Consider the following 14,899-nt stretch of genomic DNA (forward strand, 5'->3'; position numbering starts at 1 on the left):
AACGTTAATACTTTATCATCCATCTCTCTGTTAAAAGATTGAATGGGCCAACAAACTTCAGCATTCTTTACATAACGACCTTGTAAAGACGAAGAATGTAGCTATGTGTGAACATGGAATTATTACTTAGTGGAGTGAACCAACATGAGGAAATTTATTTTAGCCTTTTTAGTCGTTGTTTTAATTGTAATGCTAGGAGTTACCTATGTATTAAAGCAATTTCAGCAAACGGCTGATTTATCTTACTCGAAACTGCAGTCGGTTCAAAGTACGGTAGTCTATGACAAAAATGACCGTAAGATTGACGAATTGTATAAAACCGTTCCCCGTCAAAATGTTTCGAGCAATGAAATTCCCGATTATGTAAAAATGGCGTTTGTTGCAACGGAAGACCGTCGCTTTTACAAGCATTTTGGGATTGATTTACAAGGTATTGGCCGCGCCCTTTTTAAGAACATTGTAACAATGAGTAAAGCTGAAGGCGCAAGTACCATTACACAGCAGTTAGCAAGAAATCTTTACTTATCTAGTGATAAGACCATTAAACGTAAAGTAGATGAAATGTTTCTATCACTAGGCTTAGAAAGACAATTTACAAAAGATCAAATCTTGGAATTATATTTAAATCAAATTTATTTCGGAAGCGGTGTATATGGTATTGGTGCAGCTTCTCAGCTTTATTTTAATAAGCCTGTATCAGATTTAACCGTAGGCGAAGCTGCGCTTTTAGCAGGACTGCCAAAAGCGCCGAGTACGTATTCACCAAGCAATAGTACAGAAAAAGCGACAGCCCGACGAAACGTTGTATTAAAACTGATGCATGACCAAAACGTTATTAGCGATACTCAGTATCAGCAAGCCTTAAACGAACGTGTAGTCAAGCCTAGTATTCCGGTTAAAAAACCGAACTCAAATCAAGCATTTATCGATTATGTGATTAATGAAGCTGCTCAACAGTATGGCGTATCTGCTGATGACCTTTACAAGGGTGGTTATGCCATTTATACAGATTTAGATCCTAATTTACAGGAATCGATTAATAACTCTGTAGCAAATCATACGTTCCGAGATGATGACATTAACAGCAAAGTAGAGGTTGGGATTTCAGCTGTTAACCCTAAAACAGGTGGGATTTCAGCGATGTATGGAGGGCGCAGCTATGAGCGAAACGGCTTAAACCGTGCTACAAGCGGCTATCAGCTTGGTTCAGCTATTAAGCCTTTAGCCGTATATGGTCCAGCCTTAGAAACTGGAGATTATACGCCAACTTCACTCTTAAGTGACGAACGACAAGACTTTGGCGGTGGATATAGCCCTAAAAATGCAGAAGGTGAATACCAAAAGCATGTGACAATGCGTGAAGCACTTACCCGTTCACTTAACGTTCCAGCTGTTTGGCTTTTAAAACAAATTGGTATTGACACAAGCGCAAAATTCATGGAAAAAGCTGGACTTCCTCTTGAAGATGACGATAAGTCAAAATTGGGGCTTGCTCTTGGAGGAACGACCACAACGTTCTCTCCCCTTCAGTTAGCACAAGGATATACAACTTTTGCTAACAAAGGCGTCATGACTAAGCCGTACGCAATTCGAAAAATTGAGATGCGCGACGGTGAAGTGAAAAAGCCAGACATTCAGACAGAGCGAGTAATGAGTGAAGAAAATGCGGATACAATGACATCCATGCTGCAAGATGTGATTGAAAAAAGCTATGGAACAGGTGTTAACGCTCGTTCTTCACGAGATGCTGCAGGTAAAACCGGTACAACCAACGATGTCAAAGATGCTTGGTTTGTCGGGTATACCGATGATGCAGTCGTTTCTATCCACGCTGGCTTTGATAATGCTAATTCTACGCAAACAACGAAATACTTATCAGGCGGCGGCGGACAAGACCCTGCTACACTGTTTAGCTCAATTATGAATAACTGGTAACCAAAAAACCTCCAACTTCACTGTTGGAGGTTTTTTTAAGATAAATGCGTTTTATGCTTAAGTGAAAAAAAGGAAACGTTAATGACTTTGCAAATCGTTACATAATGCAGAACGGTCAAGACAACCACGCCACAGTTCATCCCGATAATAATTCCCTGCATGCCAATATTTGTTTGTGATCCTAAGAAAAACATCAGGGAAAAAGATACAATATGAGACCAAATCGTATGATAAAAAGCATCTTTTACATAGCCAAGGCCAATTAAATAAGCTTGAAGCGGGACGGCAAAGAAGTGAAAAAGAAAATACGGCCATAGAGCCTTTAGGTAGTACACGGCTTCTGTAGAATGAAAAAACAAGTTGGTAAGCGGCTCAGCAAAGAAATACATCGCCACTATAGACGGAATCCCATATAAAAATGTCATTTGCATACTTTGAGTCAAAAGTCTTTGAAGCTGTTCTTCCTGATTTTTCGCATGAGCTTCAGATACAGCAGGTATTAGTGCCACTAAAAGAGAATGAGCAAAGAAAGCTGGAAAAAAACCGATCGACATCGCTACCCCTGTTAGCATACCAAAATGCTGCGTTGCCCCGGTTAAAGTCATGCCCGATAAAACGAGCGCGTGTTTGATTAAAAACGGCTGAATAGCATTACATACCGCATTAAATAAACGCAGTCCCGTGGTCGGAAGTGAGACGCCTAACAGCTTTTTCCGAATCTCACTTGGAGAAAGCAGGGGTCTGTACCCTCTTGATAAAACACTTAACTGAGTAACGTACGTGATAAAAAAATAAAGCAATATAACAGCTTCAGTTCCAATTAGCGTACAAATCGCAATAAACAGCGACATTTTAACATCTGTGAAAGCAAACATTTGAAAAACAACAAATAAAATCGTTAGCTGAAAGGCTTTGCGGATAAAATTAGACACAGCGATAGTCGTCATATTATTTTTACCCGTAAAATATCCACGAAGCACCGCTGAAAATGAAACAACCGGAATGAAACATAGTACAACCCATTTCAAGTAAGGATGATAGTGACTAAAAAATGGAAAGGCTGCTAATACGGCCAGTGTAATAAAAAAGATTCCCAAGCTCACAGCAGTCGCAAAAATGGTGGCATGCTTCATCATATGCTGATGTTCTTTGCGATGATGTTCAGCAAGAAATTTAGAAATAGAAATAGGCAGTTCCAAGTTGGCTACGGTGGCAATAAGAAAAATGATAGGAAGAACAGTCATGTACATGCCCATGCCTTCCCTTCCTAATTCTCTAGCAAGTACCATATTTACAAGAAATTCAATTAACTCTCCTGCAAAGGCAGCACCTGCTAGAATAAACGTTCCTTTCAAAAAAGTGTTCATCTCGTTATCTCCTCTATTTCCCGTCCTTTTTCATCACTACCTCTTCTCTCTATGTATATGACAAGCTCCATACGAATTATTTATCTAATTGTATTTTTCGTTGTACAAGTTCTTGTATAATGTTCAGCCTATGTGAAAAAAAAACGTTATATACCTTTTTTACATAGGAAATTCATTCATTTCTTATCTTTTGGCTCTTGAAACTTACATAGAAAAAACAGGAGACCGAATGAACCTGCCGATTGCTAGCGGGAATAGAGCAGGTTGTTTTAATGCAACAAATTCACATATTAGTTAAGCGTCTTTATTCATCATTTTCTGTGGATGCACTTCTTTTTTTGCTACCGAGGCGTTTTTGCCTAGTACAACCGAAAAGACAACAATTATTGCTATAGCAAGAGTAAAAAGGGTAATTGATTCGCCTAGAAATAGAGCTGCAAACAGAATCATTAAAAATGGCTGTAAATATTGAACCTGGCTAACTCTGGCTATTCCACCCATAGCCATCCCGCTGTACCAAGCAACGTATGCTAAAAATTGACTCACTACTGAGAGATAAATCAAACTAACCCATGCTTGTAAAGGCGCATGAAGCATCTCAGCTGTAATGCTTAGTCCCACTGGAATCATAAAAAATGGCGCACCGATGATAATGGCCCAAGCAATCACTTGCCAGCTGCCTAATTCTCTTGCTAACACCCCTCCTTCTGCATAGCTCAGTCCAAGTATCAGCACCGCTGCTAGTAAAGCTGCATCAGCAAACTGCAGTTGACCGAATCCGAGGTGAAGAGCATACACGATAACAGCTGCCGAACCGATTATACTTGAGACCCAGAATTTTAAAGTAGGGCGTTCACCTCCTCTAAACATCGCAAAACCGGCTGTGGCTAATGGTAAAAGAGCGAGTTCAACCGCTCCGTGAGAAACAGGCAATGATTTCATTGCCCAAGAAGTGAGCAGAGGAAACCCTAAAACTGCGCCTAAAGCGACAATCAGCAGACTTTTAAATTGGCGAAGAGAAGGAAATTTCTCTTTTCGTACAATCAATATCACAGCTACTAAAATAGCAGCTACAGCTGTTCTTCCTAAACCGGCGACTGTCGTTCCGAAATACTTGACTGCAATGCTTGTAGAAGGAAGGGTTAAGCTAAAACAGATAACGCCTACTACCCCCAACAATAAGCCCATTTTCTCTCTAATTTCTTTTTGCATCTTACCCTACCCCTGTCTTTTTATTTTTCAGAACTGTACCATTTTTCTAAAAAAGTTCTGATATAATTAAAAGGATAGCCCAGGACAACTACTAAAATAAATGATTCTTTTACCTATCTGTACGGGTACAATTAAAGGAGTAGGACCTATGAGTTTGAAATATCTAAAAATTATGGAAGAAATTAAGCTTGGCCTAGCAAATGGATCGCTTATTGCAGGTGGTAAACTCCCTTCTGTTCGCCGACTCTCCCAACATTTTTCGTGCAGCAAGAATACCGTTATTAAAGCGTACAGCGAACTAGAAAAAGAGCATTTAATTTATTCTGTTCCTAAAAGCGGCTACTACGTTGTGGCAGAATTTCAACATAGGACGAATGAAAATGAAGTGATTGATTTCTTGTCTGCTGGTCCAGATAAAAACGTTATGCCTTATCTTGAATTTCAGCATTGTATAAACCAAGCGATTGAACACTACAAAGAAGAGCTTTTTACATACTCTGATCAACAAGGCTCTTACTCATTGCGGGTACAGTTAGTGAAACACTTGCAGAACCTACAGGTGTTCACTCAAGCTGAAAGGTTAGTTGTTGTATCCGGGTCTCAGCAAGCTCTTCACTTACTAGTTTCTATGCCCTTTCCAAATGGAAAAAATAGTATCCTAATTGAACAGCCCACTTATTTCGGTTTTATCGAGTCTCTTACGCTGCACCAAGCTACTACTTTTGGGATCGAGCTATCGATGGAAGGGATTGATCTTGATCGTTTGGAGTACCTTTTTCGAAATAATGACATAAAATTTTTCTATATTATTCCAAGATTTCACAATCCTCTTGGGCATTGTTATACAAATTTTGAGAAGAAAAAAATCGTGGAGCTAGCCGAAAAATACGATGTATATATAGTGGAAGATGACTTTTTGGGTGACCTTGATCCCGATACAAAATCAGATCCTTTATTTTCTTTTAGTCCTTCTGGACGAGTCATTTACATTAAAAGCTTTTCGAAAATCTTTCTTCCCGGTTTACGCATTGCTGCTGTCGTGCTTCCTTCGTTAATGAATAGCAGCTTTTTAAGATATAAATTCAGTTCAGATTTTAATAGTTCAGCGCTTTCTCAAGGTGCTCTTGAAATTTATTTAAAAAGCGGCATGTTTACTAGTCATCTTAAAAAGATAAAAGAGGTATACCATACCAAAATGCAAACCCTTGTAGAAGCATGTGATTCATTGCTATCCGTTCATACACATTTTTCTAAACCAACTTCAGGATTCTATTTATCCGTTAGTTTGCCTGAGCATGTGAAAGCAAAACAGATCGTTCACATGCTAAACGAGCAGCACATATATGTTGATGATGCCTCTAGATTTTTTTTACCAGAATATAAAAGAGACACTCTTCTCCGATTAAGCATCTCACAAGTAAATACGAATACGATCAAACGAGGAATTGAACAGCTAGCTCAGTGCATTACTTTAATTGATGATAGAAAAAATCATCCTATTCCAAATAACCTTTTCCCCTTGTAGAATGGGAATTCAATGGACATACTAAACGAAAAGAAGTCAAGGAATTAGAATCCTTGACTTCTTTTATTTAACCGTAACGGTTATAAGAGGCATATTATGTGTCCCTTTTGCAGAAACATGTGATTGCACGGTATATGTGCCAGGCTCAGAGAAAGATGTTTGTATCTCATATACACCTTCTCCTACTTGTTTAGGCTTTAACATCTTCCCTTTCCCTTCACCATCTTTTTTTCTCTATTTCAAACTCAATCATTTCAACATCATCATTTTTCACTTTTTCGTCTCCATATGTAACTTCGGCTTTGTAGATACCGCTTTCATTTTTCTGTAACGCCCCTGGGCCTTGAAGATTTACATCCAACGGTTTTGGCTGCTCAGCATTTGTGCTTTGAGTAGGTTCCTGACCACAGGCTGTTAAAAGTAAACAAAGACTGATTATAGATATACTTATTCTTTTTTTCATGTATTCATCTCCTTTTTAAACCCTTTGTTTAACTATAACGCGTATTGCAAAGAAAAAAATGAATTTTTCTAAAAAAGAAGGATTTTTAAAGATTTTTTAAGAACAAAAGTTCATACTCATACTAACTAGTTTTTTCCAAGGAGGAAGAAAATGAATTCAGCTAAATCTCCAGCTAAAAAATCATGGCTACAGACATTAATCAAAAATAAAAGTGAGCGTAAAAAAGTGATCTTTATCTTTACTATCTCTTTTTTACTAGTTGTAGCAGGGCTTGTTTACATTCCTATTTATAAACATTCCCTTCCACTCGATTCTAAAATATATGAAGGAAATTTTAAAGAGCTTGGTTCAATCGCACGAATTGGTTTCTTTGCAGCTTTAGCCATTTATCCTATTTTTTTATTATTAAAATGGAAACCGTTACCGCACATAAAAAAAGGAAATTTTGAGTTAAAACCGCTTATCCAATTTTTAGCCAAGTACGTTCGTCAGTGGCACGTTCCCATTGCTCTTATATCAACAGCCTTGATTATTTTACATGGTTATATGGCTTTAATAAAAGGATTTCAAACAAATTTTACGTACTTTTCAGGAATTATTACGATGGCTGTTCTAGCTTGTTTACTCGTCATGGGCGTGAAGCGCTATAAGCGTACAGATAAAAAGTGGCATCTTACATTTGCTATCTCTTTTTTGGTTTTGTTTATGATTCACGCTACCTTTTCATAACTTGCCATTGTTTAAAGTTTTTTTATATAGGGTACAGTTCACAATGAATACATGATATGTATCACTATACGTTTTACATCATTTAGGAGGTATAAACATGGCAAGAGTGTTAGCTGTATTATCAAGCGGATACGAAGAGAAAGATTATCACACAGGTTGGTGGGCAGAAGAATTATTTGCTCCGCTGCAAAAGCTTGAGGACGCAGGGCACACCGTTGATTTAGCCTCACCTTTTGGAGGTAAGCCGGAAGTAGACGTTCGAAGTATTTCAGAAGACTTTGATCCAGACGGAACATATAAGAAATTATATGAATCAGGGAGAGCGGATCAGACAATGAAACTTGAAGAAGTAGATGCTGAGAACTATGACGTTATTTTAGTAGTAGGCGGCCACGGCGCTATGTTTGACTTAGCAAAAAATGTGGACTTGCATGCACTTATGAACAAAGTGTACGACAACGGAGGTATTTTAGCAGCTGAGTGTCACGGACCTTCTGTTTTTGCTTTCTTGAAAGGATCCGATGATAAACTGTTAATTAAAGGACTAGACGTAACCGGCTATCCTGATGAAATCGAACCGGAAGAAGTACTTCCCTTTTTACCATACAGTTTAGAACAAGAACTTCGTGAAGTGGCTAACTACATCCCTGAGATGGATAAAAAAGCATATGCCGTTTGGGCAAATGATCAAATTGTCACAAGCCGAGATCCTTTTTCTTCTGAGTTAATGGGCGATGAATTAGTTAAAAAGCTAAATAAATAAACTAAAAAAAGACTGCTTGAAAGCAGTCTTTTTTTGTTTGTTCTATAGGGATGTTTGAAACTGCTGCTCTACCAAACGCCGGTAAAAAGAATGAGAGGCTAACAGCTCTTTATGCGTTCCGCTTCCTGTAACCTGCCCTTCTTCTATTACAACAATTTGGTCCGCATTAATGACCGTAGATAGACGATGGGCAATGACGAGTGATGTGCGTTCTTTCATTACCGTTTCCAATGACTCTTGCACAAGCTTTTCTGATTCGGAGTCCAAGCTAGCTGTCGCTTCGTCCAGTAGTAAAAACTGGGGATTGCGTAACAGCGCTCGGGCAATTGCAATACGCTGTCGCTGTCCTCCTGAGAGATTAATACCTCTTTCTCCAATCATTGTTTCATATTGAGCTTCAAAGGACTGAATGAAATGATGAGCATTCGCTAACTTCGCTGCTTCTTCTATTTCTTCATCCGTCACATGCCGCTCTAATCCGTAAATGAGATTTTCTCGAATTGTTCCTGCTAAAATCGGAGAATCCTGCTGAACATAGCTAAACAGGTGACGCCACGAACGTAAGTTGACGTTTTGACTGTCTGTTTCATCCAAGAATATGCGCCCCGATGAAGGCTCATAAAAGCGTTCGATAAGCGAAAAAACAGTAGATTTTCCAGCTCCGCTAGGTCCAACAAAAGCGGTAACTTCTCCTTTTTTAGCAGAAAATGAAACTTTCTGCAATACTGGTTTATCTTCATATTGAAAAGCAACTTTATCGAACCTTAAACTCCCTACCTGTTCAAGCACTTCTCCATTTTCATAGTTCTCTTCTTTCTCAGCTAATATATCAAAGATTCTTTCTGAAGCTCCTTTAGTTTGCTGAAAGCTCGTAACAAATCGGGTAAGTGAACCAACCGGAACCATAATTTGAAAAAGGTAAAGAACAAAAGCCACCAGCTCTCCTGCAGTGATAAATCCCTCACTCACTCGGTAGGCACCAAACCCGACGATGGCAATCATAACAGCGGTCATCACCGTACTAATAATCGGGGTAATGATGGCTTCAATTTTAGCTCTCTTTACACCGAAGAGGTAGAGTGACTGAAACGATTGTAAGGCGGAATCAACTTCTTTTTTCTCTGAACCGGATACTTTAATCAAGCGGATTTCACTCAGCATTTGAGCTAAAAAAGCCGTAAGCTTGGACATTTTATCCTGCTGCTCACGTGAAATTTTATGTATTTTTCGCGCTAGGGGCATAACCAGTACAAACATAACGGGAATAACCGCTAATAAAATGAGCGTCATGGGTACATCAAGCGTAAATAAAATAACAATGGCAACGATAATAGATAAAATATTTTTAACAAAGTCAATCATTTCTGTTGACAATAAATTCATCACAATGGTTGTATCATTTGTAATGCGGCTTACCATTTCACCGGAACGGTTTTGGTCGTAAAATGAAACTGGAAGCTTTATGAGCTTGTTCCACACTTTATGTCTGAGTTCTTTTACAACACCTTGCCCTACTTGAGCAAGGAGATAAAGAGATACTGCGCTTGTTACCATTTGAGCAGCAAATAAACCAAGGAGTCCTGCTATAAGCTGCGGTGAGACGCCTACTGCAATTTTCTCCATCACTTCTTTAATGACAAGAGGAATAGAAAGCGACGCTCCGGTATTAATTAAGGCCAGTATGAACGAAATGAGTAGCTTTCCTGTCGGAGGGTTCGTTAGCAACCATAATTTTTTAAATGAAAAATGAATTCCTTTTTGCGTATTCATCTTAGTTCCTTTCTAATTCTTTTAATAGGTGGTATACACACTTTAGGCAGACATCACACACTTTACCTTCAAAGTTCTATCTTATTTTACACCATTTCCTTTCTCAACCTGAACTTCTAAGCTTTTACCTATTTTTCAAACTCGTCTATACGAAAATGACAAGCTGGTCATATACTATGGTACACTGAATTCTTTTACTAGATGAGAGGTTGAATAAGGATGTCTGTTTATATTAAATCTATTTCTATTGGAACAATTTCTGGCGGGATCGTTATTTTTGGAAACGTAGGAAATATATCGCCTCCAAGCGGCTCTACGTCCGGCTCTGGTTCTAGATCTGGTACTAATTCCCAAATGCTGATGCCTCCTTCTCCGGGAAAAGGCCCGAGAGATAACACAGCTTTTAATGGCTAATAAAAAAACAGTGAGATATTTCTCACTGTTTTTAGACTTTAATACTTGTCATCATCGCAATATAAAAAGCAAAAACAAACAAACCCGCACTTAATACGCTAAGCCATACTGTCTTTTTGTAAAAACAAACAAGTAAATACACAAAAAACAGCAGTGCGACAAATAAGAATAGGATTCCTACAATCGTTACGTGAAACGTTAGAGGGAGCGTCACTTGTTTCCCATAGATAAACGGAAGAATCGATGAATCCATTGCCATATGACTTATATTAGTTGGCGGCGATTGCGTCACCATGACAGCTGTAAATAAAAAAATGATAAGCAAAATAATGCTTTCTGCTCGAATCCACATCACGGGCTTATATTCTGGATGTTTTATCGTTTTTTTCATAAGAAAGCCATTGATGACGGCAAATGCAAGCAGCGGAATAATCGTAATATGCTTTAGTAAAAGAGACTGCCCGTAATCTGTAGCCCATGAATTTACATAGTTGGGCAGCCCCATGATAATGACCATCGAAATGAACCCACTTAATGAAAGAAGCACAAAACAAGCGATTGCAAAAGGAGTAAACCAGCTTAAGAAACTTTTCCAATTGGAGGTTTCTTTTGAAAAAGCGGCAACAATCAGAACCACCCCTCCCCACAGTCCAACTGCTAAAATATGAAGAGAATGAGAAAGCATGCCGCTAAGCGCAGAAGCGGATGCTGCGTGACTTGCATAGGCGATTCCTCCCACCAAGGCTACAGTCAGTAATGTATACATATGAGGGTGGCTCTCTATTGAAACAGCAACCATACATAAAATAGCAATCAGCACAACAAAGATCCAGGCGTGTCCCGTTCTTGTTTCCAATAATACAAGATGAACTGTTTCACCTAACCCTCTTATTTTTGAAAAAGATAAAATAATCTCAAGCGAATTTCCAACCGAAAAAATAGCGACAGCCGCTGCACTTGCAAGTAGCCATCGCTTTGATAATAAAATTGTTGGCTTTTTTGTAAGAGGTACATATTGCAGTACGGCAAATCCTAATAATAAGGAAAGACCTACGTATGTGACCCACTCAAAAACAGGCAACAAAATACTCATCTTTTTAAGCCTTTTTCTTCCTGAAGATTAAGAGTAATGCTCCAACCACCACTACAATAGCAATAATCATGATAACAAAAAACGATGAAGAATCATTGTTCTCTGCTTTTTCATCATTTGCTACTGCACTTTTTTGGTGCTGTTCGGATTGCGTGGCGTCTTGCTTTTTTTCACTATCTTTTCCGGCTGCTTGAGTATTCTCTTCTTTCGCTTCATCTTTCACATCTACTTTAAAAGCAATCGAATCTTTCATTACATGACCATCTTCCCCTACAATTTCCCAGTTCACTGTGTAAGATCCGTTTTCAAGAGGCTGATCGAGAGAAGCTATTAAATCATGACCCTCTACTTTTTGCGATGCAAGTGAAATTTTTTGTCCATCTTTTGTAACGGTTACAGTACTGATTTTCTCGATGTGTGTTTCAAAGATTAATTTAATTTCTTTTAGAGGAGTTGTAACAGTTGCACCATTTTCCGGCACTGTTGTTTGCACATGTGTATGAGCAAAACTAACTGTCGGAACAGCTAAAAAGCATGCTAAAAGTAAACCTATTATTTTTTTCATATTTATGACTCCCTATCTCTTTTTTCTTTTTTCATCATATCCAAAAATGTTTTTATGTAGACGTTTCCGAACACGATCTATTTTCCTAGTAAGTGTACTCCTTTTTTACTCAGTCTCACAATAACTATTACCAATTCGTTATAAAATGTTCACAAATCCTAGGAAAGGTGCCGCTGTAATTTTTTGAATATTCTTTCAGACTATCCTTGAATATAGTAAAATAGTTAAATAAGATGGCTGACTTTTTTCTAGCTTAAAATCCCATACAGAAAGGATAGAAACAATGAAAAAGTATACATGCCCTTGCTGTGGTTATCAATCGTTAGACAGTGATGGTGACTATGATATTTGTGAGATATGTTTTTGGGAAGACGATCCGTACCAAAAGCTGAATGCCAACGAATTAGGAGCTAACTCTATTTCTTTAATAGAAGCTCAGGAAAATTTTATAGTTTATGGAGCGTGTAATAAAGAAAGCTTACAGCACGTGAGAAAGCCTTCTGTTCAAGATGTAAAAGATTTTAACTGGAAACCTATTATAAGTCACGAGTAGCAAAACTAGTTTATAAAAAAAGAATGCTTGCGAAAGCATTCTTTTTTGGATTCAGTAAGAAGTGGAAACAAATGTGGAAAGCACATTTGTAAACCTATAAAAAGTTTGAGTTTTAGACGAAGCTCTTCCTTTTGAAGTGAATGAATGAAACATAGCACTTCGCAGCGGTTGGCTAATCTCTAATTGAATACTTTTCCCGGTACGATTTTTATTTGCAATATTTCCAGGGTTAATGCCTGCAATCTCATCGTGCCCTTTTGTAATCAGTTCCGCTGGAAATCCATTTTGATTTAATAATTGCATTAATTTTTTTGCACGCTCCCGATCGGTCCCGCCCACAAAAATATGTTTTTCGTTCCCAGAATACCCGTAAAGAGATAAAACATTATCATACTTGCTTACCATCTTACGCGCTGTGGGCTCATCAAAATGAGTGCTTGTGAGGTGCAGGTCTCGTGACCCTTTCGACTTTAACGATTCGAATAGGTAAAGAGCATTTTGTTTGCTAAGCTCTTTGGCAATTTCGCTTGTCCCCCTTCAATTCCTCCACCGTGTGGAGCAAAGACAAGGACGGGGCTTTTCATTTCTTTGGTCGTCACTTTATAGCTAGCTGAAGACTCGTGCTGTGAGAGCTGCTTGAAATTTTGATATTTATCAGTTGATGCACTAGATGTGTCTTGAAAAGGTGAAATGAATAAAACGAATAGACAGATACATAAGGTAGAGAAACTTACTAAACGATAGCTTTTCAATTTGTACTCCTGCTTTCCATTGTGTAATAAGACCCGAAACATTAGAATCCTAAAAAATCCAAAAATAATATTTAAAGTAGTCTTATTTACTTATCGTTACAAATTATAATTTATTTAATAGTTCTTAATACCTATTTATATTTTTTAAAAAAACTTCAGCGCATATTCACTGAAGTTTTTTTACTTTTTTTGTTTTTATTTATTTAAAGCAAGCGCCAAACTAATTTTATCCAGCCAAAGAAGGCGATCCATAAAGGTATGCTCAAAGATGTTCCCCACGCTAAACCAATTAAGAAGTTTCCTCTTTCAATCATACAAACCACTCCTTATGAACATTGTAGGTGAACAAGTACAATTCTATACCTTCACTATAACAGAAAGCGCTTTCATTTAATAGTGACTTATACGTTTTTAGTGCTATATTCATACAGAAAACCGGATTTCAAGTAGATAAAGGGCGATATATAAGAAAATGAATAATTACAAGATGTAAAAGTATAATAATCTACTTAAAAAAAGAAACCTTCTTCGAAGGCTTCTTTTTTAGGTGTTTTTTATTGTTCGCCGCTGCGCTGCAAGCGATTCTCAATAAATAGGCGCTCAACAAATTTATTTAGCTGGGCTTGATACAAACGGCGCTCATCTAGTGTTTTTGCGTCTTGTATTTGCTGCTTAAAGCGTTTGATTTGCTGTCTTTGTTCAACCGTTACATGATGAGAAAGAAGCATAGGTCCCCCTCCATTTCACTAACGTTTGAATTAAGTAAACCAAGGTTTACCAAAACAAACAACAAACCTGTTAGCTTCTCTTACATAAATTTTTTACTCAGCCTCTTTAGCCCCAACTAATGCTAAACCTCGACCGTATGGCGTTGTATGAACATCTAACATTAATTCATTTGTATAAGGCACAATAGAAGCTTCCATTGCTACTTGTACTCCGTCGACTTCATACATTTCATCATTTTCAAAAGGCTCTTCAAAAGCTAACCCAATATTAGGGATTTCACAGCTAATTCCTTTGAAATACAAGCGAATTCCTGTTATCTCCTGCTCTTCAAGTATATTGTTAATTAATTGTTTTGCTTCTGGTGTAATATGCATGACTAACCCTTCTTCCTTTCAATACTCTTGCTCTATCCTATCATATCTTTAGAGTTTTTAAACAGAATAGCTATAATTTAAAAGTACCCTGATTATTATTTAATAATAATTATAAATAAGCATTGATTTTAATTTGATATTTGATATAATATAAATATAAGATAATAACAACTCATTAGGAGGCTATTAACTATGAATTTAGAAAACGTATTGAACCAACAAATTGCCGATTTTAACGTATTGTATACGAAGCTACATCGCTTTCACTGGTATGTAAAAGGGCCTCAATTTTTTACGCTTCATGAAAAATTTGAAGAATTCTATAATGAGACGGCGGACTATATAGATGAATATGCAGAACGATTACTAGCCATTGGAGGAAGCCCAATTGCTACAATGAAGCAATTTTTGCAAGCAGCTACTCTTTCTGAAGATGGAAACGAGCAAACGAGTGAAGAAATGGTAGAAACCTTAATTAATGACTATACGCTACTTGTTAAAAACCTAAAAAATGCAGTTGAAAACGCTGAAGCAGCACAGGATCACGTAACAGCTGACTTATTCATTGGAACAATCGGCAACATTGAAAAACATATTTGGATGCTAAAAGCTGCTTTACCTGTGAAAATATCCGTAAACGCATAAAAAGAGCCTA

Annotated in this window: 16 protein-coding genes and 1 pseudogene; 7 read left to right on the forward strand and 10 right to left on the reverse strand. The window is 37.7% G+C overall.

Features of this window, described 5'->3' with window-relative positions; all coding sequences use genetic code 11:
* Positions 1–144 precede the first annotated feature (144 nt).
* On the forward strand, positions 145–1,935 hold the full coding sequence (locus Q5794_RS15635) for a transglycosylase domain-containing protein (RefSeq protein ID WP_057235356.1): 1,791 nt from the start codon (positions 145–147) through the stop codon (positions 1,933–1,935).
* 35 nt (positions 1,936–1,970) lie between these two features.
* Here Q5794_RS15635 and Q5794_RS15640 read toward each other — a convergent pair whose 3' ends face one another.
* Positions 1,971–3,302 carry a polysaccharide biosynthesis protein gene (locus tag Q5794_RS15640; protein WP_214986859.1) on the reverse strand — a complete coding sequence of 444 codons (1,332 nt, stop codon included), beginning with the start codon at positions 3,300–3,302 and terminating at the stop codon, positions 1,971–1,973.
* A 294-nt stretch (positions 3,303–3,596) separates the two neighbouring features.
* A complete protein-coding gene (locus Q5794_RS15645) occupies positions 3,597–4,514 on the reverse strand; it encodes a DMT family transporter (protein ID WP_214986860.1) in 918 nt (305 codons plus the stop codon).
* A 148-nt stretch (positions 4,515–4,662) separates the two neighbouring features.
* Here Q5794_RS15645 and Q5794_RS15650 point away from each other — a divergent pair, with 148 nt between their 5' ends.
* Entirely contained in the window at positions 4,663–6,039 is a 1,377-nt protein-coding gene (locus tag Q5794_RS15650) for a PLP-dependent aminotransferase family protein (RefSeq protein ID WP_214986861.1), read from the forward strand.
* Positions 6,040–6,102: 63 nt separating this feature from the next.
* On the opposite strand, the gene Q5794_RS15655 is transcribed toward Q5794_RS15650, so the two are convergent.
* Positions 6,103–6,243: a FixH family protein gene (locus tag Q5794_RS15655; protein WP_280146905.1), complete on the reverse strand. Its 141-nt coding sequence runs from the start codon at positions 6,241–6,243 to the stop codon at positions 6,103–6,105.
* A 13-nt stretch (positions 6,244–6,256) separates the two neighbouring features.
* Positions 6,257–6,502 carry a hypothetical protein gene (locus Q5794_RS15660; protein WP_374988144.1) on the reverse strand — a complete coding sequence of 82 codons (246 nt, stop codon included), beginning with the start codon at positions 6,500–6,502 and terminating at the stop codon, positions 6,257–6,259.
* Between the two features lie 150 nt (positions 6,503–6,652).
* Here Q5794_RS15660 and Q5794_RS15665 point away from each other — a divergent pair, with 150 nt between their 5' ends.
* Positions 6,653–7,231 carry a hypothetical protein gene (locus tag Q5794_RS15665; protein WP_214986862.1) on the forward strand — a complete coding sequence of 193 codons (579 nt, stop codon included), beginning with the start codon at positions 6,653–6,655 and terminating at the stop codon, positions 7,229–7,231.
* Between the two features lie 97 nt (positions 7,232–7,328).
* On the forward strand, positions 7,329–7,994 hold the full coding sequence (locus Q5794_RS15670; protein WP_171777016.1) for a type 1 glutamine amidotransferase domain-containing protein: 666 nt from the start codon (positions 7,329–7,331) through the stop codon (positions 7,992–7,994).
* Between the two features lie 42 nt (positions 7,995–8,036).
* Here the strand turns inward: Q5794_RS15670 and Q5794_RS15675 are convergent, their stop codons facing one another.
* Positions 8,037–9,764 (reverse strand): ABC transporter ATP-binding protein, encoded by a 1,728-nt coding sequence (locus tag Q5794_RS15675; protein ID WP_374988145.1) that lies wholly within the window; start codon positions 9,762–9,764, stop codon positions 8,037–8,039.
* 219 nt (positions 9,765–9,983) lie between these two features.
* On the opposite strand from Q5794_RS15675, the gene Q5794_RS15680 reads away from it, so the two are divergent.
* On the forward strand, positions 9,984–10,178 hold the full coding sequence (locus tag Q5794_RS15680) for a hypothetical protein (protein WP_214986864.1): 195 nt from the start codon (positions 9,984–9,986) through the stop codon (positions 10,176–10,178).
* 31 nt (positions 10,179–10,209) lie between these two features.
* Here Q5794_RS15680 and Q5794_RS15685 read toward each other — a convergent pair whose 3' ends face one another.
* Positions 10,210–11,271 carry a copper resistance D family protein gene (locus tag Q5794_RS15685; protein WP_251034059.1) on the reverse strand — a complete coding sequence of 354 codons (1,062 nt, stop codon included), beginning with the start codon at positions 11,269–11,271 and terminating at the stop codon, positions 10,210–10,212.
* A gap of 4 nt (positions 11,272–11,275) precedes the next feature.
* Entirely contained in the window at positions 11,276–11,836 is a 561-nt protein-coding gene (locus Q5794_RS15690; RefSeq protein WP_214986865.1) for a copper resistance protein CopC, read from the reverse strand.
* Positions 11,837–12,119: 283 nt separating this feature from the next.
* Between Q5794_RS15690 and Q5794_RS15695 the strand changes: the two genes are divergently transcribed.
* A complete protein-coding gene (locus Q5794_RS15695; protein ID WP_013057680.1) occupies positions 12,120–12,389 on the forward strand; it encodes a CPCC family cysteine-rich protein in 270 nt (89 codons plus the stop codon).
* A 51-nt stretch (positions 12,390–12,440) separates the two neighbouring features.
* Here the strand turns inward: Q5794_RS15695 and Q5794_RS15700 are convergent.
* The 3 genes and pseudogenes from Q5794_RS15700 to Q5794_RS15710 form a co-directional block, all read right to left on the reverse strand.
* Positions 12,441–13,183 (reverse strand): annotated as a pseudogene (locus tag Q5794_RS15700) (poly-gamma-glutamate hydrolase family protein).
* Between the two features lie 512 nt (positions 13,184–13,695).
* Positions 13,696–13,869 carry a hypothetical protein gene (locus tag Q5794_RS15705; protein ID WP_013057683.1) on the reverse strand — a complete coding sequence of 58 codons (174 nt, stop codon included), beginning with the start codon at positions 13,867–13,869 and terminating at the stop codon, positions 13,696–13,698.
* A gap of 93 nt (positions 13,870–13,962) precedes the next feature.
* The gene (locus tag Q5794_RS15710) at positions 13,963–14,244 is read right to left on the reverse strand and encodes a Fe-S cluster assembly protein HesB (protein WP_214986866.1); all 282 of its coding nucleotides are present in this window, start codon (positions 14,242–14,244) and stop codon (positions 13,963–13,965) included.
* Positions 14,245–14,436: 192 nt separating this feature from the next.
* Between Q5794_RS15710 and Q5794_RS15715 the strand changes: the two genes are divergently transcribed.
* Positions 14,437–14,889 carry a Dps family protein gene (locus Q5794_RS15715; RefSeq protein ID WP_192994066.1) on the forward strand — a complete coding sequence of 151 codons (453 nt, stop codon included), beginning with the start codon at positions 14,437–14,439 and terminating at the stop codon, positions 14,887–14,889.
* Positions 14,890–14,899: the final 10 nt, after the last annotated feature.

It is taken from the genome of Priestia megaterium (assembly GCF_041941685.1).
Lineage (GTDB): Bacteria > Bacillota > Bacilli > Bacillales > Bacillaceae_H > Priestia > Priestia megaterium_C.